Source organism: Acidobacteriota bacterium (genome assembly GCA_009861545.1).
Taxonomy (GTDB): domain Bacteria; phylum Acidobacteriota; class Vicinamibacteria; order Vicinamibacterales; family UBA8438; genus WTFV01.
Map to the genome: position 1 here is coordinate 1 of VXME01000037.1, position 20,149 is coordinate 20,149.

Annotated in this window: 17 protein-coding genes; 16 read left to right on the forward strand and 1 reads right to left on the reverse strand. The window is 70.1% G+C overall.

Going from position 1 to position 20,149, the window contains the following annotated elements; all coding sequences use genetic code 11:
- Nucleotides 1-322 precede the first annotated feature (322 nt).
- The 16 genes from F4X11_05090 to F4X11_05165 all read left to right on the forward strand — a co-directional run bounded on the left by F4X11_05090 (nucleotide 323) and on the right by F4X11_05165 (nucleotide 19,637).
- Nucleotides 323-1,099 (forward strand): hypothetical protein, encoded by a 777-nt coding sequence (locus F4X11_05090; GenBank protein ID MYN64389.1) that lies wholly within the window; start codon nucleotides 323-325, stop codon nucleotides 1,097-1,099.
- 236 nt (nucleotides 1,100-1,335) lie between these two features.
- Nucleotides 1,336-1,836 carry a hypothetical protein gene (locus F4X11_05095; protein ID MYN64390.1) on the forward strand — a complete coding sequence of 167 codons (501 nt, stop codon included), beginning with the start codon at nucleotides 1,336-1,338 and terminating at the stop codon, nucleotides 1,834-1,836.
- A 345-nt stretch (nucleotides 1,837-2,181) separates the two neighbouring features.
- Nucleotides 2,182-2,604, forward strand: coding sequence for a hypothetical protein (locus F4X11_05100; GenBank protein ID MYN64391.1), 423 nt, complete (start codon nucleotides 2,182-2,184; stop codon nucleotides 2,602-2,604).
- Nucleotides 2,525-3,493: a nucleotidyl transferase AbiEii/AbiGii toxin family protein gene (locus F4X11_05105; protein ID MYN64392.1), complete on the forward strand. Its 969-nt coding sequence runs from the start codon at nucleotides 2,525-2,527 to the stop codon at nucleotides 3,491-3,493. Before F4X11_05100 ends, F4X11_05105 begins: the two co-directional genes overlap by 80 nt.
- Nucleotides 3,494-5,183: 1,690 nt before the next feature.
- Nucleotides 5,184-5,540 (forward strand): hypothetical protein, encoded by a 357-nt coding sequence (locus F4X11_05110; protein MYN64393.1) that lies wholly within the window; start codon nucleotides 5,184-5,186, stop codon nucleotides 5,538-5,540.
- A 353-nt stretch (nucleotides 5,541-5,893) separates the two neighbouring features.
- Complete coding sequence (locus F4X11_05115; GenBank protein ID MYN64394.1) at nucleotides 5,894-7,732, forward strand: hypothetical protein; 1,839 nt, start codon at nucleotides 5,894-5,896, stop codon at nucleotides 7,730-7,732.
- A 74-nt stretch (nucleotides 7,733-7,806) separates the two neighbouring features.
- A complete protein-coding gene (locus F4X11_05120; GenBank protein ID MYN64395.1) occupies nucleotides 7,807-8,142 on the forward strand; it encodes a hypothetical protein in 336 nt (111 codons plus the stop codon).
- Nucleotides 8,143-8,184: 42 nt separating this feature from the next.
- Nucleotides 8,185-10,464: a hypothetical protein gene (locus F4X11_05125; GenBank protein MYN64396.1), complete on the forward strand. Its 2,280-nt coding sequence runs from the start codon at nucleotides 8,185-8,187 to the stop codon at nucleotides 10,462-10,464.
- A gap of 134 nt (nucleotides 10,465-10,598) precedes the next feature.
- A complete protein-coding gene (locus F4X11_05130) occupies nucleotides 10,599-10,940 on the forward strand; it encodes a hypothetical protein (protein ID MYN64397.1) in 342 nt (113 codons plus the stop codon).
- 53 nt (nucleotides 10,941-10,993) lie between these two features.
- The gene (locus tag F4X11_05135; protein MYN64398.1) at nucleotides 10,994-15,478 is read left to right on the forward strand and encodes a methylase; all 4,485 of its coding nucleotides are present in this window, start codon (nucleotides 10,994-10,996) and stop codon (nucleotides 15,476-15,478) included.
- Nucleotides 15,479-15,518: 40 nt separating this feature from the next.
- Complete coding sequence (locus tag F4X11_05140; GenBank protein ID MYN64399.1) at nucleotides 15,519-15,815, forward strand: hypothetical protein; 297 nt, start codon at nucleotides 15,519-15,521, stop codon at nucleotides 15,813-15,815.
- Between the two features lie 236 nt (nucleotides 15,816-16,051).
- Complete coding sequence (locus F4X11_05145; GenBank protein ID MYN64400.1) at nucleotides 16,052-16,318, forward strand: hypothetical protein; 267 nt, start codon at nucleotides 16,052-16,054, stop codon at nucleotides 16,316-16,318.
- 251 nt (nucleotides 16,319-16,569) lie between these two features.
- Nucleotides 16,570-16,857: a hypothetical protein gene (locus tag F4X11_05150; GenBank protein ID MYN64401.1), complete on the forward strand. Its 288-nt coding sequence runs from the start codon at nucleotides 16,570-16,572 to the stop codon at nucleotides 16,855-16,857.
- Nucleotides 16,858-17,221: 364 nt separating this feature from the next.
- Nucleotides 17,222-17,605, forward strand: coding sequence for a hypothetical protein (locus F4X11_05155; GenBank protein MYN64402.1), 384 nt, complete (start codon nucleotides 17,222-17,224; stop codon nucleotides 17,603-17,605).
- 109 nt (nucleotides 17,606-17,714) lie between these two features.
- The gene (locus tag F4X11_05160) at nucleotides 17,715-18,179 is read left to right on the forward strand and encodes a hypothetical protein (protein ID MYN64403.1); all 465 of its coding nucleotides are present in this window, start codon (nucleotides 17,715-17,717) and stop codon (nucleotides 18,177-18,179) included.
- Nucleotides 18,180-18,452: 273 nt separating this feature from the next.
- Nucleotides 18,453-19,637, forward strand: a complete 1,185-nt coding sequence (locus F4X11_05165) for an AAA domain-containing protein (GenBank protein ID MYN64404.1) — start codon at nucleotides 18,453-18,455, stop codon at nucleotides 19,635-19,637.
- 189 nt (nucleotides 19,638-19,826) lie between these two features.
- Here the strand turns inward: F4X11_05165 and F4X11_05170 are convergent, their stop codons facing one another.
- Nucleotides 19,827-20,090, reverse strand: coding sequence for a DUF4102 domain-containing protein (locus F4X11_05170; GenBank protein MYN64405.1), 264 nt, complete (start codon nucleotides 20,088-20,090; stop codon nucleotides 19,827-19,829).
- Nucleotides 20,091-20,149 lie beyond the last annotated feature (59 nt).

A 20,149-nucleotide genomic window follows, 5' to 3' on the forward strand; every position in this document is an offset into this window, starting at 1 on the left:
CCGCCACGCGGCGGCCCGGCGACCCCAGGCCCGGCTGGGCGTCCGCGTGCCCCGAACCGCCAGCAGACGCCGGCAGTGCAACCGCTCATCGACATTTTCGCGAGCGCCGGCCGCGCGCCCGGCCGCATCTCGACAGCGGGACGGCCGCTGCTTGCCGACCCGGTCAACACGGTTGGCGCCAGTCACCAGCGCCGTCACGGACGCACGACTGCAAAGGCACATCGAGAAACGAGCCGTGCGGGGCTGAGCGGCCAAGTTCGCCGCTTCACACGCGCACCGCCGACGCGAGCCGTCGGGCAGGCCTTCTCAGAAAGGAGATGCGATGCGACACGTAGCGACGCCGCAAGCGAAGCTCTGGACGGCGCAGCCCGTGGATACACGACTGCGAGAGCCGGATCGACACGTCGGCGTCGACCGCGACTGTGTCGTCATGGACGTCCAGCTCGACCCCGCCGACCAGCAGACGGTCGAGCACGCGGCCGCCATGTCGCCGATCCGGTTGATCAGGCCCCCCGCAGCCGGAGCCGATGCGCAGACCTGCGCCGGCCTGCCCGTGGTCACCCGGGTGACAATCGACCTGCGCACCCGCGCGGGGAACACCCCGGTTCTGGCGCTGCGAGACGGCCACAGCGACGGCGGGACGGTAGTCGAAGCGATCGAAGTCCGACTCGAGACGACCCGGAACGGCAAGTGCGAGGACACACTTGTCCTCCCGAGCGATCTGGCGCTCGTAACCGAGGCGGATCGGTACAGGCCGCCCGACGCGCCCCGGATGGCCGTCTGCCGCCAGCGGCTGGGCGCCACCATCAGCGAGATCACGCGCCGCGCGGCTGCCGCCTACTTCCGGCCGCACGACGAGGTCGGCGCCGACGAATGGCGGCGTTCATACGATAGTTTCCGCGTGAACGCCGCCCGGGCCCTGGCCGGCGTCCCGCTCCTTGCCCACGAGGCCAGACACTGGCTGATTGGCAACATCACCCGTCGCGAGATTCTGCCCCTGCTTCCCACCGAGGCAGCGCAGACGACCATCCGTATCGAGCCCGGCGGGTGGATCGGCATCGACCACAACTACGCCGCACCCATGCCCGGCCCGCGGTAGGCGCCCGGTAAGCTTCGGCCCCGGTCCCGGCGACGAACGCCGCAGGCGAGTGCGGACCGGGCGACGAGTTCGGCCGGCGCCGTCCGGGCACACCACCCCGGTTCCGGCACGCTGGGACGCTGACGCGCCATCCCCAGGCACGACAGCGCGTGCCCGCCCGGGCGCCCACCCGGACGGCGCCGCCGAAACATCATTGTCGACCTCCAGGTCCCGGAGGCCGCGAGCAAGAGGATCACATGCAGGACAGAACGCCGCCGGCCGAGGCCGGCCTGCCGGGAGGAGAGCTCGGCGACGACCAGCCCATCGAGCGTGCCGACGGCGGTTGGGAATGGACCCGCCCGAACCGGGAGCAGCGCCACGATCAGAATCGCTGCCGCGCCGTCTGGCACGCCGCGGCCGCCGCCGAGGCCGAGGGCTGGTACGTCCTCGTCGACGACGGTTCGGAAGTGACCGACTTGCGCATCGGCCCGCTGACCGACGTGTGGAGAGCGGCCAACGCCCTGCGCGATCTGTTTCCCGCGCCTCGGGGAGCCGACCGCGCCACGCTGCAGTACATGGAGGGGCGGGCCGCCCGGATCATCGAGGCCGGACTCGGCGAACGCGTCGAGGCCGCCGCCGTCGCCTACGCGTCCATGAAGACCGCGCCGCCGCTGAGCGTGCTTGGCGCCAATCCGGCGAAGATGCTCGACCGGCTGCAGGCGGCGTGCGACGAACGCCGGGTCTGGCTCGACGGCTAGACCGCACCGGGGCACGAAGCGCCGCCGGGGCGCCGCTGCTGGTTCGCCGTACCGCAACGAAAACCCGGGCCCGTCCGGGACGACGACGAGTGCTCTTCTGCCGACCCGACTCCACCGGGTGGCTCCGTGAAGCCCGGCAGCAGTGATCCGCGCCCCGCGGCTACCGCCAGGCTGCGGTCCCCGAGGGACGGCAAGCCGCGGCAACCCCACCCGCAACGATGTTCACCATGCCCGACCGCGGAAGTACCCTTCCGCCGACAAGGAGGGTCCGCGGTTGACCTGCCGTCTTAGAGTGTCGTATTCTTGCACGGACTGAGTGTCGTATTTCTGCAGAGCCCGAGGACCATGAGCACGGCCAAGAAACCACTGGAGCGCCGAATCGCCGCGCGGATCGCGCGCATGAAGTCGAGCGTCTTCTTGCGCGACGATTTCAAGGATCTCGGCGGGTACGATCAGATCGGCCGGGGCTTGCGGAGGCTGACCGCCAAGGGACAGCTTATCCGGATCGGCTACGGCGTCTACGCCCGTGCTGTCCTGTCGCCGCTTTCGGGCAAGACGGTTCCTGCGAAGGCGCTCCCCACGCTTGCGGTCGAGGTTCTGTCGCGTCTCAACGTCGAAACTGCGCCATCGAGTTTCGCTCGCGCCTACAACGCGGGAACCACGACCCAGGTGCCGACCGGGCGTGTGATTGCCGTCAAGGGGCGCTTCTCGCGCAAGATCGGCTACGGCGGCAAGTACGCCGTCTTCGAGCGTGCCTCCCGAGCCTGAGCCGATCGAGGCGATTGCCACGGATCTCGGTGTCGATCCGTTTTTCGTGGAAAAGGACTGGTACGCGATCCGGCTGGTTGCGACGATCATCAACGTCAAGCAGGACAACCTCACGCTTGTCTTTTCCGGCGGCACCAGCCTTTCCAAGGGATACGGCCTCATCCGGCGTTTTTCCGAAGACCTCGACTTCAAGCTTCTTCTTCCAGACACCGGGATCACACGGCCCGCCCGCCGAAACTACCGGAGGGCAATTGTCGAGGCAATCCGTGCGGAGAACGACTGGACGCTCGAAGATGACGACGTGGAGGTCATGAATGACCACCGATTCTTCCGCTGTCAGGTCGCCTATCCCACACGCTTCACTGTGGCACCTACCTTGCGCCCGAGCCTGCAGCTCGAGGTAACGCTTGCCAGCCCGGCCCTTGCATCGGAGGAACGTTCGTTGCGGAGCTTCGCCGCCGAGGCGCGACAGGAACAGCCCGAGGTTCCACAGATCCACTGCGTTGCGCCAGCGGAGACCGCCGCAGACAAGGTCAGTGCGTTCACGTGGCGCGTATTGGATCAGCGTGCCCGCAAAGATCGCACGTTGATGCGACACGTACACGATCTGGCGGTACTTGAACCTCTTGCCACGGCGCACCAGGGGTTTCCCGGGTTGCTACATCGATTGCTGGACGCCGATGCAACGCGAGGCGCTACGAACCCGGACCTCGACGCGCGGACGCCCGTCGAACGTCTCGCTGTTGCGCTCGATGCAGTGACCGATCAGGAACATGCGGCGAACTATGAGGTCTTCGTCCGCGCAATGTGCTACGGCACGGAGAACGAGACCCCGACATACCAGGACGGCCTCGACGCCATCCGTCGCCTTGGGCAGCGTTTGGAGTGACTCGACCGCCGTAGAGTGCCCCACGCGCCGCATCGGGGCACGCGCAGCCACGCCCGCGGCAATGCTCGACGCGCTCGCCGAGCTGCGCGCGGCCGCCGCCGCACTCGACCGCTGGACGCACGCGTAGCATCCCGCCCCGGTGCTATTCCCCCGCGCCCACAAGCGCCGCGTCGACCGAACACCCTGAGCCCGGCGTTCACGACACCCAGCGAGTCCGCGCCGCATCTGCTCGAATCCACGCCACACCGGCTCGAACCCGCGCTGCGGAGCAGACAGGAAAACGGCGAGGGACGAAGCCATGTACTACGCCTTCTACAACCGTCTATGCGTACCCGTGACCGCGAGCGCCAGAACCGTCATCCGAGCCGCCCTCCGACGGCTCAGGAAGCCCAGCCGCAGGGGGCGGCGGCAACGAGCCGAACGCCACAAGCTGCTGCGCGCCGTGCTCAAGGAGCACGCCGACGCCATGCGCCTGTACCGCGCCGTGGCGATCGGCGCTGCCGGCAGAAGGAGCCGGCGGCGAACGCAGCGCGCCCCCCGCACCCCCGCGGCCTGAACGGCAACATCCCTTCATGCCTCTTCCTTGCTGGCTCGTTGTCTGTGTGTGCGCTGCGCAGTCGTGGTACGCTCCCGTTGCCACACGTTCTCCGGGTCGGGCCATGTCGTCTGACGCCGGGTCGCTCGCCGAATAGAACACTCCGCGCCAGCGGGGGAACAGGCGGGGTCCCTGCGACCGACATGGCCAGGAGTACGTGTGGCAACCGGCCCGGCGACCCCCTCGGGGATGGGGTGCCGGGTCTGCGCGCTGCCTGCAGTACGAGCGGTACGCCTCCGGCTGCGCGAAGGGAAAGCTGCATATTCATGCGCACGCCAACAATCGCCATCGTGGGCGCCTTCGCTGTCGCCGCCCTCCCGGTCGCGGCGTTCTTCGCTCCGACCCCGAGGGGTGCAATCCCGACGACGTTCTCGTTCATCGCCTTCGTGTCAGACGACGCCGGCCGCGACGTGTTCGCCCGAGGCGGAAACGGCATTCCAACCCGCCCGGCACGTTGGTCAACCGCGACATGACCGCGCCTCTCTGCCGGGGCCACGCGCGACGAACGGTGCGGCGTGCGGGCGAGTCCCTGGCGCCAGTGGTGGCGGATGGAACTCCCGAACGCTGCCCGGATCACGATCGGCTCGGACACGGGCCGCCTGCTCGCCAGCGCTGAACAGAGGTTCGCAGCCCTGCGGTCCCATTGCCGGCGAGTCACCGGCCGGCCGGTCCGAGCGCCAGTCGCGGTTGCTCGTCCTCGCGCCAATCGTCAATCCCGACCAAGGTCGAGCTGCCACATTCCCCGAAGGAGACGCCGCGTTCCCGACTCGTGCGGCTGCGGACCCGGTCGGGCGCTCACGCATGCCTGGGCGACCACGGCCGCACAGACTGCGCCGAACCCTGAAAGGCCGACCGGATCCGCCGGCCCCGGCCCACCGCCCAGCGGCCGTGGCTTCGAGACCACGGTCCAAGCGAATAGAGCCATTCCGCCGCCTCCCGGAGCGGCAAGCCGGTACGGGCCCGTCGCCGCCGCGCTCGACAGACGCATCGAGGGCGCGAAGGACAATAGTCTCCCGCCCCGCAGCGGGCCGCAGCAGCAAGACCAGCGGCGGAGTGTCCACTTCGTCATCCACCCGGAAGGCAGGCGCGACAGTCATGAATACAAGTCCCCTCGGCCACATCAAGACACTTGCAGAGAACATCGATCGGCTCGAGCGCCAGGTGGCGGTCTGGGCCGCCCACCGCAGTTGCGAGGAAGCCGATGTCCGATCGCATTCCGACGACCGGGCGCAGGTCGAGGCGGCGACCAGCAGGGCCGCCGTGAAGCTGCTCGCCATGGCCGCGGTCATGATCATCGATCCGTTGACGGATTCGGCCGGCGAGGACGTCAGACAACGGATCCTCAACCTGTCGGCCAAGACGCCGCGCTATAGGACCGGGTTCCAACTGTGCGACCTGATGGCGACCAAGCTGCGGGAGACGTGCAACAAGGCCGAGGGCCGCATCCACTGAGGGAGCTTCGCGGTAACGCCAACACCATGGAAGCGAACGCGGAGATCGACTGCAACGACGACCAGACGCTCAGCGCCGAGCTCCACCGCATCGCGGATTGGCACCGCAGGCACAACGGTGGATGCGAATCGACGCCCCGGACGAGCGAGTGCTGGCACCGTTCGTCGCCGGGGAAACCGGTGACCTGATTCACCGGTCCGACCTCGAGGCGTGGCAAGCCCGCCACGAGCAACTCCGGACCCCAATGGATGCCGGAAAGCGAAACGGCCTCCTCGGCGCACAACCCGAGGGCTAAGCGATCCCCTTCCGGCTACCACGCATCGTGATCGGCACGGCCCAGGCGGCCAGCGGTAATGGCCGCCCTTCGACCGCGCAAGAAGGCCTCTCCACGCGGCGACCGATCACAACCCGACCGCTACCGGCAACCCTGGCGCAGTGCGCCTCCACGACAAGGAGCCGACATGAAGAACCAGACAGAGATCCGTGCCTGCATCGATCCCGCCGCGGTCGACAAGGTGACCCGCTTCTTCAACGCGAGCACGGAGCAGACCCTGCAGGAGATCCTGCAGAACGCGCGGCGCTCCGGCGCGACCACGGTAGAGATCACCACCGAGGACGACGGCCGGCTGAGCATCACCGACGACGGGACCGGGATCGACGATCCCGCGGCGCTGCTCGCCTTCGGGCGAAGCGCCTGGGCCGCCGACACCCGCCACGGCGAGGACCCGGCCGGCATGGGCGTGTACGCACTGGCGAGGACGACCGCGACCATCGCGTCGAGACCGAAGGGGGCGCCGATGGGCTGGCAGGTCGAGCTCGAGCCCGACCACTACACGGGACGCAAGGCGGCCACCGTGGTCGACGCGGCCGCGGCGCCGGCGCCGAGCGGCACGAGGGTCAGTTTCCTCCCACCCGACGCGCGGTGGCACGCGCGCCGCGCCCCCGCCAGCGGGGACCGCGAGGCGGCCGCCAAGTGGTGGTTGTGGGTCTACGGCAACGCCATCAGAGCGGCCGTGCGCTATTACCCGCTCCCGGTGACCATCAACGGCAAGCGGGCCGAGCAGCAGGAGTTCCTGGGCGAGGCCCTCTACCGCCGCCGCTGGCGCGGCCTCGAGATCGGCGTCTTCGACACCGAGACCCACTGCGGCGAGCCGAACCTGAACTTCCACGGCCACGCCATCCGGATGGAGATCCCGACCGTGCCGACGCTACTCACCCAATGGCACGCGCGCATCGACGTGCGCCGCTGTCCGGAACTGGAGCTGGTGCTGCCGGCGCGGCAGGAGATCGTGCAGTCGGACTTCAGCAAGCAGCTCCAGGAGGAGGCCCGCAAGACGATCCTCCAGGCGATGGGCGTCGAGGCGGCCGAGGCGGGCTATCGGGTCTTCGACAAGGCCCGCGAGGCCGGCATCGCACTGCCGATCCCGGCCCCGGCGCTCTGCCCGTGGGAGCCGCAGACGGCGCGCTGGGACCAGCAGCGGGACCGCTCGGCCCGCCGGCCGGTCCGGCCGACCGATCTGCTGATGGACGCCCACCTGGACGCCTCCGACGAGCAGCTGCTCGCCCACGCGCTCAAGGGGACGCAACTGCGGCGCGAGATCCACGATGCGGACACGCGCCTGGAAGGCTACGAGTGGTACGACCACCTGGGGCGCATCACCCGCATGGACATCGACCTGGTCTACGGCGCCGAGACCATCCGGCTGCGCCGGCCGCAGACGAAGTGGCCTCGGGTTCCGACAAAGCGACCCAAGGCCGTACGGATCACGCTCGCGGTCGATCGCGGCGGCAGGAAGAGCAATCTCCATCTCGACAGCGACGTCGCGTTCGTCGACACGAACGACCACGCCGGCTGCCCGGACGGGGCGGGGATCGTGCTGACCGAGACGGCGCGCATCGACCAGTCCGACCTGGAGCAGTTGGTGACCGCGTCCTTCTTCTCCCCGGACGACGGCGCCGACGCCGACTCGATCGAGCGCCAGAAGGCCGAGTTCGCCGAGGCGGCGCGCGACGCGGCGCTGCGGCTGCTTGCCACCCCCGAGCAGCGCATCAAGCAGATGGTGCGCAACGGCATCGAGGACACCGTCCGGAAGTACGTCCCGCGCAACAGCAACGCGACGATCCGCATCGAGCGGACCGCCCGGAACACCTCCATCGACATCGAGCTGGAACACCTCGAGCAGGCAGGCTGACTCTCCAATCGGCCGACTAAACAGCTCCTGGCCCAGGCCGGCTGCCCGAACGCCCTTTCCGGTGGGCCCGGGCGATGCGCGGCCGCCGACTCCGACAACTGCTCCGCGGCGCGGCCCGCCCGCCGCGGGGAGAGCCAACAAGGAAGGAGGACCAACGCGCACGCCCGAGGTGTGCCCGCCCGGACACGAAGCGTGCTGCCGGGGAAACGTCGCCGCCCGCGGAAACCGAGACGGAACGCGCCCGCAGACGAGCCGCGACGCTGGCCGCGCTCGACCGAGCCGCAGCCGAGGCGCGGCGCCAGGCAGAGCCCGCGCGCGAGTCCGACTACAGCTCGACGCGCCTGTGGGACGCCTGCATGGCGCTCATCGAGGCGGCCGAGGACACGCTGGCGGCCCACTTTCACGAGTAGCCGATTGCCCCGGAGGAGAACCGGAAGGGAGAAGCAGACGCAATGTCGAAGATCACGAACCGGAACATTCCGCTCGGCCAGCTCGAGCTGGCTCCGGACAACGTGCGGCGCACGCCGGCCGATGCGGCGGCCGACGAGCAGCTGCGCGCCAGCATCCTGGCGCTGGACGTTCTCGAGAACCTGCTCGTGCGTCCGAAGAAGGGCGTCAGGAACACCTTCGAGGTCGTCGCCGGCGGCCGCCGGCTTGCCGCGCTGCAGGCGCTCGCCGCCAACGGCGACATCCCCGGCGACCACCCGGTCCCGTGCCGGCTGCTCAACGGCGCGGCGACCGGCACCGACGTCTCGCTCCACGAGAACGAGGTGCGCGCGGCGATGCATCCGGCCGACCGGTTCGAGGCGTACCACGCCCTGACGAAGCAGGGGCTCACCTCGTCGGTCATCGCCACGCGCTTCGGCGTCCCGGAGCGCTCCGTCGAGCGGCTCCTCCGGCTCGCCTCGGTCTCCCCCGAGCTCGTCGCCGCCTATCGGGACGAGAGGATGACGCTCGAGACGCTCATGGCGTTCTCCGTGACCGAGGACCACGCCGCGCAGAAGGAGATCTGGGACCGCTCGCAGGCGCAGCACCGGGCGCTGTGGCCGAACGAGGTCCGGCGGGAGCTGACCGAAGGCGCGGTGGCGGGCAACGCCGCGCTGGCGCGCTTCGTGGGCATCGAGGACTACGAGCGGGCCGGGGGCACGGTCCAGCGGGACCTGTTCAGCCAGGACTCGGACGGCGTCTATCTCACCGACCGCGCGCTGGTGAACCGGTTAGCGGGTGAGAAGCTCCAGGCCGCGGCCAACGAGCTGGCCACCGAATGGAAGTGGGCCGAGGCCCGCATCGAGCCCGACTACGAGGCCGTCAACCGCATGGTGCGGCTGAAGATGGTCCCGGTGCCGCCCACCGAGGAGGAGCAGGCGCGGCTCGACGCGCTGCGCCAGAAGCTCGCGAGCTTCGACGACGCCGGCCAGCTCGGCGACGAGCAGGTCGACGAGTACTACCGCGTCGAGGCCGAGGCCAACGCCCTTGAGGAGGAGCTCGACGAGAAGGGCACCTTCCGCGAGGAGGACAAGGCGATCGCCGGCTGCGTCGTCTACGTCGCCCCGAACGGCGAGGTCGGCGTCATCGGCGGCCTGGTCCGGCCGGAGGACGTCCCGAAGCGGGAGGAGCGGCCCACGCCGGAACCGAAGGCGCCGGCCAGCCACGCGCCGGCCGAGGGGGACACGGGCGAGGCGGCGGTAGCCGGGACGGCCCACAGCGGTCAGGCGACGGCAGCCGACTCGGCCGAGGACGGCGCCGTCGACGCGCCGGTCCCCTCCTTCGGCGAGCGCTTCGAGGACCCGGTCTGGTCCAGCGGCCGGACGAAGCCCAGCAACCCCGCGGTGAAGGCCGCCGAGGAGGCGGGGATGAGCCTGTCGCTGACCAACGATCTGAAGTCCATCCGGACGGGGATCGTCAAGGCGCGGCTCGCCCGCAACTTCGCGGTCGCCTTCGACCTGTTCGTCTTCGAGCTCGTCGAGAAGCTCCACACGCTGGGGCGCGACAACTGCACGAGCATCTCCGGCGCCGAGACGCACATGCGCCCTGTGGACCGGCTCCGCGAGGACGACTTCGCCACCGCCAACCCGGGCGAGAAGCTGTTCGTCCGGCCGAAGCTGGACATCGGCGCCGAGGACCGGCTCGCTCGCTTCGACGCGTTTCGCAACCTCGACCGCAGGACGAAGCAGCGCCTGTTCGCCGGGTGCGTCGCCGCCATGCTCAACGACCAGATCGCGTTCGAGCCGCTGGCCAGGCCGGAGCTGGAGCGGGTGATCGAGCTGCTCGACATCGACTTCGCCGGCCAGGTGCGGCCGACCGAGCAGTACTTCTGGCGGCGGCTCAAGCGCGAGCAGCTGCTGAAGGTCGGCCGGCAGGTCCTCGGCGACGCCTGGGCCGACGCGCGGCTGCGGGCGAAGAAGGCCACATTGGCCGAGGAGCTCGGCGGCATCTTCGGGCCGCAGCCGGCCGCCCGCGGCGGGTTCGACGCCGAGGTGCGCGAGCGCATCGAGGCCTGGACGATGCCGGGCTTCAAGCCCTGGGACCACGACAGCGGCCTGGTCGACAACGGCGCGGCCGACGCTGCGGCGCCGGCCGAACAGGCCGACAAAGCACCGGGCACGAACGACGAGGCCGAGGCCGGCGCGGCCGAGACGGTCGTCGACTTCCCGGAACCGGCCCCGGACGCCCCGGCGCCGGTCGCCGAGGCCGACGATCTGCCGGCCTTCATGCACGAAGAGTCGGCCTGACCTGAACCCGCCTGCCTGACGGGGTCCCCGGACCCGGGGACCCCGCCCCCCGCGGACAGAGCCGGACAGGAGGGCAAGGCCCGCAACGGGCCTTCGTCCGCCGAAGCGCCGCGGCCAGGGGAGGACCGCGAAGGATGGCAATAGGACAAACCGCTGCATCGAGACCGGGCGAGGACGTCCGCACGCGGAACCCGCAGGACCTGCGGCCGAGCCGCGCGAGCGGGTGCTCGCCGAAGTTCTGCGCGCTGATGTGCTGGCTGCTCGACGTCGAGCCGATGACGACGCCGGCAATCGTCGACCTGTGCGTGACGCAGGACTGCGTCTGGCTGGCGACCACCGAGGACCCGTTCTTCAACCACCTGCTCGGCAGCCTCGACGACGCCGAGCGCAACGTGCGCGCCTGGGCCGAGACGTGCAACGCGCACCCGGAACTCACCGAGAACCTGCTCTCGAAGCTGCGCAAGCACGCGGCCTAGCGGCCCGGTGCGAGATCACGACCACCACCCTGAACGAGGGAACGAGACAGCCGATGACGACGCAGCAGAGCGCCGCCGCCAGCCTGTTGGACGAGACCCCCGCGGCCGGACCGCGTCAGATCGGCGAACTGCTGTTCCGCGCGGCCCGGAGACTGCTCCGGACCCTGGAACGGGGGGAACGCATGGAACGCCGCGCCTTGCGCGAGGCGATGACCGCCGCCTTCGGGCTCTCCGACGCCCAGGGCGGCTGGAGCTGGAAGGAGGCATACGACGCCGCCGAGGGCGCGATGACGCTCTTCCTGCTCCGGTATGGACGCCGCATCCTCCGGAGCGGTCTCCGTGAGGGGCTCGGCTACGTCGAGCGGGCCGCGCGCCTGGAGCCGCCGCACACCTACCGCTCGGAAGAGCAGATCCGGATGCAGCAGTTCTCCACGCCGCTGGGCCTAGCCTACGCGGTCGCCGCGGCCGCGCGGATAGAAGCCGACGACCTGGTGCTCGAGCCCTCGGCCGGCACCGGAACCCTGGCCGTGATGGCCGCCTGGCGGCTGCAGCCGGAGCGGCAGGGGAGACTGCTCCTCAACGAGCTCGCCCGCAACCGCGCCGACCTTCTCGATCACCTCTTCCCCCAGGTCGCGGTCACGAGGCTCAACGGCGAGCACATCGGTCACCTGCTGGAGACCCAGCCCGGGGTGGTGGTCATGAATCCCCCGTTCTCGAGACGGGCGACCGGCGGGGCTCTCGACCCCGACGCCGATCTCAAGCACGTGCGATCCGCCTACCGCCTGCTGCGCCCCGGAGGGCGGCTCGTGGCCGTCACCTCCGCCCATTGCATCCCCGACGGCGAGCAGTGGCGCCGGGCCTGCCAGGCCGAATCGCTGCAGCCGATCATCCGTTTCACCGCCGAGGTGGGCGGCCAGGTGTACGCGACCCGGGGAACGCGTTTCGCGTCCCGCCTGACCGTGGTCGACAAGCCGACGGGCCTCGGAGAACAGCCCGACTCGGCGGTCGACACGCACGCGCGCGCCGACACCGGCGCCGACCTGCTGGAGCTCGTGACCGAGCGCGTGCCGCACCGGCTGGCGCTGCAGGCGCCGGCGCGCAGGCGCCGCAAGGCGGCCGAGCCGATCCCGCCGGCCCGCAGGACGAAGCCGCTCACGCTCGTCGAGCACAACTGGGGCCCGGTCGAGCGGCTCAAGTACGAGCCGGTGCATCACGACGAGCACGCGTGCGCGGAGGCGGACGACGCCGGACCGTACGCGCCCTGGAGGCCGGAGACGATCCGGGTTCGCGACGCCTTCGACCACCCGACCGCGCTCGTGCAGACGCAGGCGATGGCGGCCGTGCGCCATCCGGCGCCGAAGTACCAGCCGACGCTGCCGTCGGCCATCCTCCGTCAGGGCCGGCTGTCGGCCGCACAGCTCGAGAGCGTCGCGCTGGCCGGCGAGGCGCACGAGCAGCACCTGCCGGCCTGGCACCTGGTCAGCCGCACCTGGGAGCGGAGCGTCCGCGTGGACGTGGACGGCGAGCCGAGTCCGGCGGCGATCGCTCACGCCCAGCAGGAGAACCCCGGCGAGCACTTCGAGCAAGCCCCGGTACGGTTCCGCCAGGCGTGGATGCTGGGCGACGGCACCGGATGCGGCAAAGGCCGGCAGGTGGCCGCCGTCATCGCCGGGCACTGGCTGCAGGGCCGGCGGCGCGCACTGTGGCTGTCGCAGTCCGACAAGCTGATCGAGGACGCCCGCCGCGACTGGGCCGCCGTCGGCGGCAGCGAGGCCGACGTCGTCCCGATCCGGCGCATCAAGCAGGGCCAGCCGATCCGGCTCGCCCAGGGGGTGCTCTTCTCGACCTACGCGTCGCTGCGCACCGCCGAGCGTCAGGGGCGCAAGGCTCGCCTCGATCAGATCATCGAGTGGCTCGCCGCTGGCGCCACCGAGCAGGCGCGCCACGCCTACGACGGCGTCGTCGTCTTCGACGAGGCGCACGCAATGGCCAACGCCGCCGGCAAGAAAGGCGCGCGGGGCGACGTGCTCCCGTCGCAACAGGGCCTCGCCGGGCTCCGACTGCAGAACGCGTTGCCCGGCGCGCGCGTCGTCTACGTCTCGGCCACCGGGGCGTCGACCGTCCATGGCCTGGCCTACGCCAAGCGCCTCGGGCTGTGGGCGACGGCGCTGACGCCGTTCGCCACGCGCGAGCACTTCGTCGAGGCGATGGAACGGGGCGGGGTGGCGGCCCTGGAAGTGGTCGCCCGGGATCTGAAGGCGCTGGGCCTGTACCAGGCGCGCGCTCTGGCCTACGACGGCGTCGAGATCGACATGCTGCGGCACGCGCTGACCGGCGAGCAGCGCGCCATCTACGACGAGTACGCCCACGCGTTCCAGATCATCCACGACCACCTGGACGAGGCGCTCGAGCTGACCGGCGTCAACGGCGACGACGGCGGCGGCGACCGCGCGGCCCGCGCCGCCGCGCTGTCGGCCTTCGAAGGCGCCAAGCAGCGGTTCTTCAACCACCTGCTCACCGCCATGAAGACGCCCACGCTCATCCGCTCGGTCGAGCAGGACGTCGCCGAGGGGCGCGCCGCCGTGATCCAGATCGTCTCGACCGGCGAGGCGCTGATGGAGCGGCGGATCGAGCAGATCCCGGTCAGCGAGTGGGACGACCTGTCGATCGACATGACCCCGCGCGAGTACGTCCTCGACTACCTGCGCCGCGCGTTCCCGCTCGACCTGTACGAGGAGTACGCCGACGAGGAGGGGAACATCCGCAGCCGCAAGGTGCTCGATCCCGACGGCAACCCGGTGCAGTCGCAGATCGCCGTCCGCATGCGCGACGAGCTGATCGAGCGGCTCGGCGCGATGCCGCCCGTCCCGGCCGCCCTCGACCAGCTGATCCATCACTTCGGCGCCGAGCGCGTCGCCGAGATCACGGGCCGTGCCCGCCGCGTCGTGCGCGTCGCCGACCACGAGGGAGAGCGCCTGGCCGTGCGCACGCGGCCGGACTCCGCCAACCTGAGCGAGGCCCAGGAGTTCATGGCCGGCAAGAAGCTGATCCTCGTCTTCTCGGGAGCCGGCGGGACGGGGCGCAGCTACCACGCCGACGCCGGCTGCGGAAACCGCCGACGCCGCGTTCACTACCTGCTGGAAGCCGGATGGCGCGCCGACCAGGCCATCCAGGGACTCGGGCGCTCGCACCGCACGCACCAGGTGTCGGCCCCCGTCTTCCGGCCCGTGACCACCGACGTGAAGGCCGAGCGCCGGTTCATCTCCACCATCGCCAAGCGGCTGGACGCGCTGGGGGCGATCACGCGCGGCCAGCGCAACGCGCAGACGGCCATGGGCGACGACGACCGCGCCCTCTTCCACGCGAGCGACAACTTCGAGTCCGTCTACGCGCACAAGGCGCTCCGCCAGTTCTACTACGACCTGGTGGGGAACCGCATCGACGGGTGGTCCGAAGAGCGGTTCCACCGCGCCACCGGCCTGGCGCTCGCCACCGACGGCGGCACCGAGCTGAAGCACGACACGCCGCCGATGCCGACCTTCCTGAACCGGCTGCTGGCGCTGCCGATCGACGACCAGAACGAGCTGTTCGTGCACCTGGAGGAACTGATCGAAGGCAATCTCGAGCAGGCCATCGAGAGCGGCGCCTACAACCAGGGCGTCGAGGACGTCGACGCCGACGAGATCGAGCTGACGAACACCGAGACGCTCGCCACCGACGAACGAACGGGAGCGACGACCCGCATAGCCGAGCTCGTCTGCCGCAAGCGGACGCGGCCGCTGAAGCCGGAAGCGGCCATCGGCAAGGCGCGCAAGGCGGCTGAGCAGCGCGGCCGCGCCGACGAGGTGCGACTCGTTGCGCGCAGGCTCCCTGGAAAGGACCCGGAAGCGGCCGTCGTGGCGCCGGCGCCGTCCTGGCTCCTCGACAACGGCGGCATCCAGCCGCGCGTGCGGCTCCTGCAGCCCGACAGCCAGCGCACCCAGGCGAAGCACCTCTTCGAGGAGGACGGCTGGGGGGCGACCGCGGCCGTTGCCTGGACCTCCGTCTGGGAAGAGCAGATGAAGCGCGTGCCCATGCACGTCGAGACGCGCATCTGGCTCGTCACGGGCCTGTTGCTCCCGTACTGGAACCGCTTGCAGACCGAAGACATGAAGATCCGCCGCGCCGTGACCCGCGACGGCCGGCGGCTCGTCGGACGCCTCGTGAGCCTCGCCGAGGTCAATGCCGTGCGCGTCGCCTTCGGCCTCGAGGGACGCATCCGCATCTCGGCGGCCGAGATGTGGAAGATGCTGACCGAGACGAAGAGCAAGGTGCCGCTCAGCGAGGGAAAGCGGCTCGTCTGCCGGCGCGTGATGGGCCAGCCGCGCGTCGAGATCCACGGCGTCGACTACCGCACGCTCGCCGACCTGAAGCGCCGCGGCTGCAAGACCGAGGTCATCGCCTACGAGACCCGGGTCTTCGTGCCCGACCAGGCAGTCCTCGAACGGGTCCTCGATCGGTATGCTCCCGACGGCGCCGAACCGTCGGCGCAGGGCTGACGGCGACTGGCGGCCGAAGCCGCACCGAGGGGAGGACCGGATGTTCCACATCGTCTTCGGGGAAGGAACCCGCGGGATCAGGGAGGCGATCGCCCCGGCCAACATCGAACAGATAGGGCCGCAGGCATTCGCCTTCGACGACGACCTCGACGAAGACAGGGAGAGCTTCGAGAGCACCGTCAAGAACCTGCAGAAGAAGCTCAAGGGCGACTTCGTCGTCATCACCCCCCAGTACTGGGGCGGACGCGGCAGCAAGGCGCTGGCCGAGAAGATGGCAGGTTGGTTCGCCAATGCCGACGGCATCGAGTTCAACGCCGGCGAGGAGAAAGCCGGTTGACATCACGTTCGAACAGGAGGGTCTGGACGGAGTCGAGCCACCGCGGCGACCTGTGGTCGATCCTGGCCGGAGGAAGGCTCCCCGGCCGACATCTTGACCGCCAGCCTGCGGCTCGACGCGGTGCAGGAGCCCGAACCGACCCGCACTGGCTGACCCCGAAGCGGCGGCACAAGGTAGGAGGACAGCTCTACGTTGACAGCGAGGCTAACGAAAACTAGCGTACAGAGAGAAAGAACATGGAGAGCCCTGGAATCATCCCGATAGTGCTGACCGGCATGGGCATGGTCGCAGCAGTACTGCTGGGCGTGTGGGGGATCGTGGCACGGTACGACGACCGGATGCGAAACCGGATGGATGCGCTCCGAGACCGGATCAACGACCGGATCGACGCCCAGGGGAAAGAAACGACCGAGCAGCTCGGGCAGCTCCGGGAACGAATGGCCAAGCTCGAAGGACTGCTGGAAGGCCTCCGGGAAGCAATCACGGGAAAACGGGCCGCATAGGCCGGGCAATCAATACCCACGACCGCCAAGACCTCGTACTCGCACACCAGATGGTGCGCCGCCACGAGGAACCGCTACCGGCGGCGACCGAGTGTCGAGAACGCCGCAAGGAACGGACCGCCCGCACACGAATCCCGGCCGGAACGGCAAACACAGGAATTGTGGCCAAGCGGCCAGATTTCCGGTGCAATCACACCACCGCCCGACGACCGCGCGTGGCCGGCGGCCATCCGCAACGACGAGACCACAACGTGACACCCCGACCCTTGTCGACCCGTACCGCAACGCGCGGCGCTTCGTCGACCTGCCTCATTGACGAGATGGTGAAGACCGCGGGACGCGGCGTGCTCACGCCGTCGCTGGAGCGGGAGTACGTCGCGCGGCAACTGCCACCCGCCGACGCCCGAAAGCTGCGGGCCGGACCCGGGTGGGAGCTCGTCTACGAAACGGGGGAGCGCTCGACCATCGTCTGGGCGACCGGCGTGCGTGAGTGCGTCTGGGTCCCGGCCGATGCAAACAGGGCAGCGCCCGACCAATGAAGAGAACACCGCGAACCGACGCCCTCCCTACGGCGTTCGCGCCCGTGCTCGTCGCATAGACCGCGCCCGCCCGTCCTGCGTCGCATCGGCCCACGGCCCTGCGAAGAATCACCCGGCTGCGCCACGCGGTCGAGGACGCCGCCACGACGACCGCCCCGGTAGAGAACCGGAACTTCCTGGGCACCTCATCGACGCCGTCCCCGCACCCTCGAGAGCCGCCGCCGAGACGTGCCGGAATTGCACTTGATCCATTCGAGGGGTTCTTCGCTTGGAGGACTTGCCCCTCGGCGCAACCGAACCCGACCCCGCGACGGAGGCCAACATGGCAAGGACATGGCCGGAGCACCGAGCCGAATTTCCGGCGATGGGGGAGCACATCGCCGACGCAGGCATCGAGGCGATGCAATGGGCCGAGGCCCCGCCCGAAAGCCTTGCTGAGGCAGAGGAACTGCTCCGCCAGCTCGAGCGCGACCAGTGGGGGGCACTGCCGCGAGACCGGTGGGGAGGGCCGACCGAACATCCTTCCAACAAGCGCATCCTGGAGCAGGTAGCCAATCTGGTGCGCGAGGCCATCGGTTCCGCCCTGCTGGGCGTCGACCCGCGAACCTGGTCCATGGGACCGGCCTGCATCCAGGACGGCATCGTCGACGGCGAGTCGATCGAAGAGGCGGGCTTCCAGGTCGAGATCAACGACCACGGCAACGTCACCGTGATCTCGGGCGACGACGACGTGTGGAGCTGTGTCTGACAACGCAGACAAGCGCTCCGACATGCCCATACTTCGGGTGAAGGAACGGTTCCGACCCCCGGCGAACACCGATTCGGCATCAACGAACGCCGCCTCACGCACCAATCCAATGAAGCTGACCGAAGCGGAGCCGGGAGATCGGCTGCAGCACAAGGGCCGCCGCGTGGAGATCGTCGACCACGGAACCGAGCGCCACAACGGCAGGCTGCGGCGCTGGGTCGACTACAGCGACCTGGACGAGCACGACCAGCGCGCCGGCCAGGTCATGCGCGCCGCGGCCGGCGACGACGAGCCCACCGGCTGGCGCCGCGTGCTCGCAGGCGCCAAACCGGACTTCGAGCTCGACTTGCGGAACGACCGGATCGTCGTGACGCCGACGACCGCCAGAGGCAGGGACTACTGCCGCCACCGGTTCGGACACCGCGGCGAGACGACCATCGCCGCCGAACGTGCGCCCGACATCATCGAGCTTATGGCCCGCGCCGGACTGCGGCCCTACAGCGGGAATCTGCTCGCCTTGTTCCTGGCCGGCAAGGCCATCCAGCAAATCCAGCGGAACGAACGCGAGCAGTAGTAGCGGCAGCGAAGAACTCCCCGATCCGGCCTGGGTCGCCTCGCCCGGTATCGCTCTCGTTCCCTCTTCGGCAGAACGACCTCTTCGGAAACGTGCAGAACGTATGCAGCCTGTGGGCCGCCCTGCCGGCCTGCTTGCATCCCGGCCTGAAGGGTGCGGCGCGTTGAGCGCGCGGCCTGCATCCGCAAATCGCGATACGCGCCTGTGCGCCGACCTGCCGAAAACGGGTCGGCGCACGACGGAACTGACACGGGATTCATCGGAGGTGGACGGATGAGCGAACGATACGGCGCCGACTTGCACGATCAGCCCTCTCGCGGCGTTCCGCCTCGAAATGGAGTGAACTGGCGCGACGCCTGCCAGCCGGCGCCCGGACGGGCGGCCGACCGGTCGCGCGGCGTGGCCCGGCTCGTCGGCGACAGCCGGCCGATGCGCGAGCTGAAGGCTCGGATCCGGCGGTTGGCGGCCTCCCCGTTCCCGGTGGTCATCCACGGGGAGTCGGGCACCGGCAAGGAGGTGATCGCCCGGGCGATCCACGAAGAAGGTCCCCGCGGACACGCGGTCTTCGTCCCCGTCAACTGCGCGGTCCTCGGCGACGAGCTGTTCGAGTCCGAGCTGTTCGGCCACGCCAAGGGAGCGTTCACCAGCGCCTCGCGGGACCGCAAGGGCCTGCTGGAGCTGTCGTCGGGCGGCACCGTCTTCCTCGACGAGGTCGCGGAACTCTCACCCGGCGCCCAGGCGAAGCTGCTCCGCGTGCTGCAGGACGGCGAGGTCCGCCGGCTCGGCGAGAACCGCACCCAGCGGTTGGATCTGCGCGTCGTTGCCGCCACCAACACGGCGCTCGACGACGAGGCGGCGGCGGGCCGCTTCCGAAGGGATCTGCTGTATCGCCTGAAGGTCCTCGAGCTCACCGCGCCCCCGTTGCGCGACCGGACGCCGGACATCGCGCAGCTCACCGCCCACTACTGGGACAACATGAGCGCGGCCGCGGGGAGCCGCGCGAGCCTGGCGCGCGAGACGGTGACCGCGCTGGCCGCGCATCCGTGGCCGGGCAACGTCCGGGAGCTGCAGAACGTGCTGGCCAACCTGACTGTCACCGGGCCGCTCGAGGGCGCGGTCGGCCCGGACGTGCTCCCCGCCGCCATCCAGCGGGAAGTCGCCGCCGAGCGCCGGCCCACGCTCGCCCAGGCGCGCGAGGAACTCGAACGCGCCATGGTAAGAGACGCGCTCGGACGCCATGCCGGCATCTCCGGCGCCGCCGGCGAGCTGGGCATCACGCGCCAAGGGCTGTCCAAGCTGATGGTGCGCCTCCGGGTCGACCGACTCGATCCGAGCCGCCAGCGGCCAGAATCCGCCGCCCACCCTGCGATCCCGCATGGCCCGTCGGAACCGTCGCCGCCGAGGAAAAGCCCATTGGCGAAACCCTTCCCGGAAGCCGGCGCCGGCGCCGTGCCCTAGCTTGGGCCCCTGCGGCCTCGACACCTGATTCGTGCACCACGCGGCCCCACCCTGGGCGGCACACGAGAAACCCGCGCCTCAAGGCGCCGTCCGCTTCCGGTTCCCGATGGACCCTTGTTGTCCAGCCTCCCTCGAGGCTTGTTCACGCGCGGCACCGTCTGCACGGTCCCGACACGACGCACCGCGCCGTCATTCGCCATCCGATAGCGCGAGCGGGACCCGCTCGATCAGAGCCGCCGAGGGCGGCCGGCCCCTGTCCACGGCCGAACGGAACCGGTCGTAGTTCTCGCGGGCGGCGGCGCGCGCCTGCCCGAGCGAGACCTCGGGGAACGACCCGAGCATCCGCTCATACGCGCGCCCGTTCCACCACAGCCGTTGAATCCAGTAGCGCCGCGTCCTGCTGAGGACGCGCAGAAACAGACCCCGGCCGTCGTAGTACCGGCCCCGCCGCACGAGCCGGTGGAAATGGCAAGTTGAAAAGGGACCCCCGTGGCAACGTGAAAAGGGACCCC

Coding starts and splice junctions, on each gene's coding strand:
- F4X11_05090 (MYN64389.1), top strand. CDS start 323: ATGCGACACGTAGCGACGCCGCAAGCGAAGCTCTGGACGGCGCAGCCC.
- F4X11_05095 (MYN64390.1), top strand. CDS start 1,336: ATGCAGGACAGAACGCCGCCGGCCGAGGCCGGCCTGCCGGGAGGAGAG.
- F4X11_05100 (MYN64391.1), top strand. CDS start 2,182: ATGAGCACGGCCAAGAAACCACTGGAGCGCCGAATCGCCGCGCGGATC.
- F4X11_05110 (MYN64393.1), top strand. CDS start 5,184: ATGAATACAAGTCCCCTCGGCCACATCAAGACACTTGCAGAGAACATC.
- F4X11_05115 (MYN64394.1), top strand. CDS start 5,894: ATGGCCGCCCTTCGACCGCGCAAGAAGGCCTCTCCACGCGGCGACCGA.
- F4X11_05120 (MYN64395.1), top strand. CDS start 7,807: ATGCGCGGCCGCCGACTCCGACAACTGCTCCGCGGCGCGGCCCGCCCG.
- F4X11_05125 (MYN64396.1), top strand. CDS start 8,185: ATGTCGAAGATCACGAACCGGAACATTCCGCTCGGCCAGCTCGAGCTG.
- F4X11_05130 (MYN64397.1), top strand. CDS start 10,599: ATGGCAATAGGACAAACCGCTGCATCGAGACCGGGCGAGGACGTCCGC.
- F4X11_05135 (MYN64398.1), top strand. CDS start 10,994: ATGACGACGCAGCAGAGCGCCGCCGCCAGCCTGTTGGACGAGACCCCC.
- F4X11_05140 (MYN64399.1), top strand. CDS start 15,519: ATGTTCCACATCGTCTTCGGGGAAGGAACCCGCGGGATCAGGGAGGCG.
- F4X11_05145 (MYN64400.1), top strand. CDS start 16,052: ATGGAGAGCCCTGGAATCATCCCGATAGTGCTGACCGGCATGGGCATG.
- F4X11_05155 (MYN64402.1), top strand. CDS start 17,222: ATGGGGGAGCACATCGCCGACGCAGGCATCGAGGCGATGCAATGGGCC.
- F4X11_05160 (MYN64403.1), top strand. CDS start 17,715: ATGAAGCTGACCGAAGCGGAGCCGGGAGATCGGCTGCAGCACAAGGGC.
- F4X11_05165 (MYN64404.1), top strand. CDS start 18,453: ATGAGCGAACGATACGGCGCCGACTTGCACGATCAGCCCTCTCGCGGC.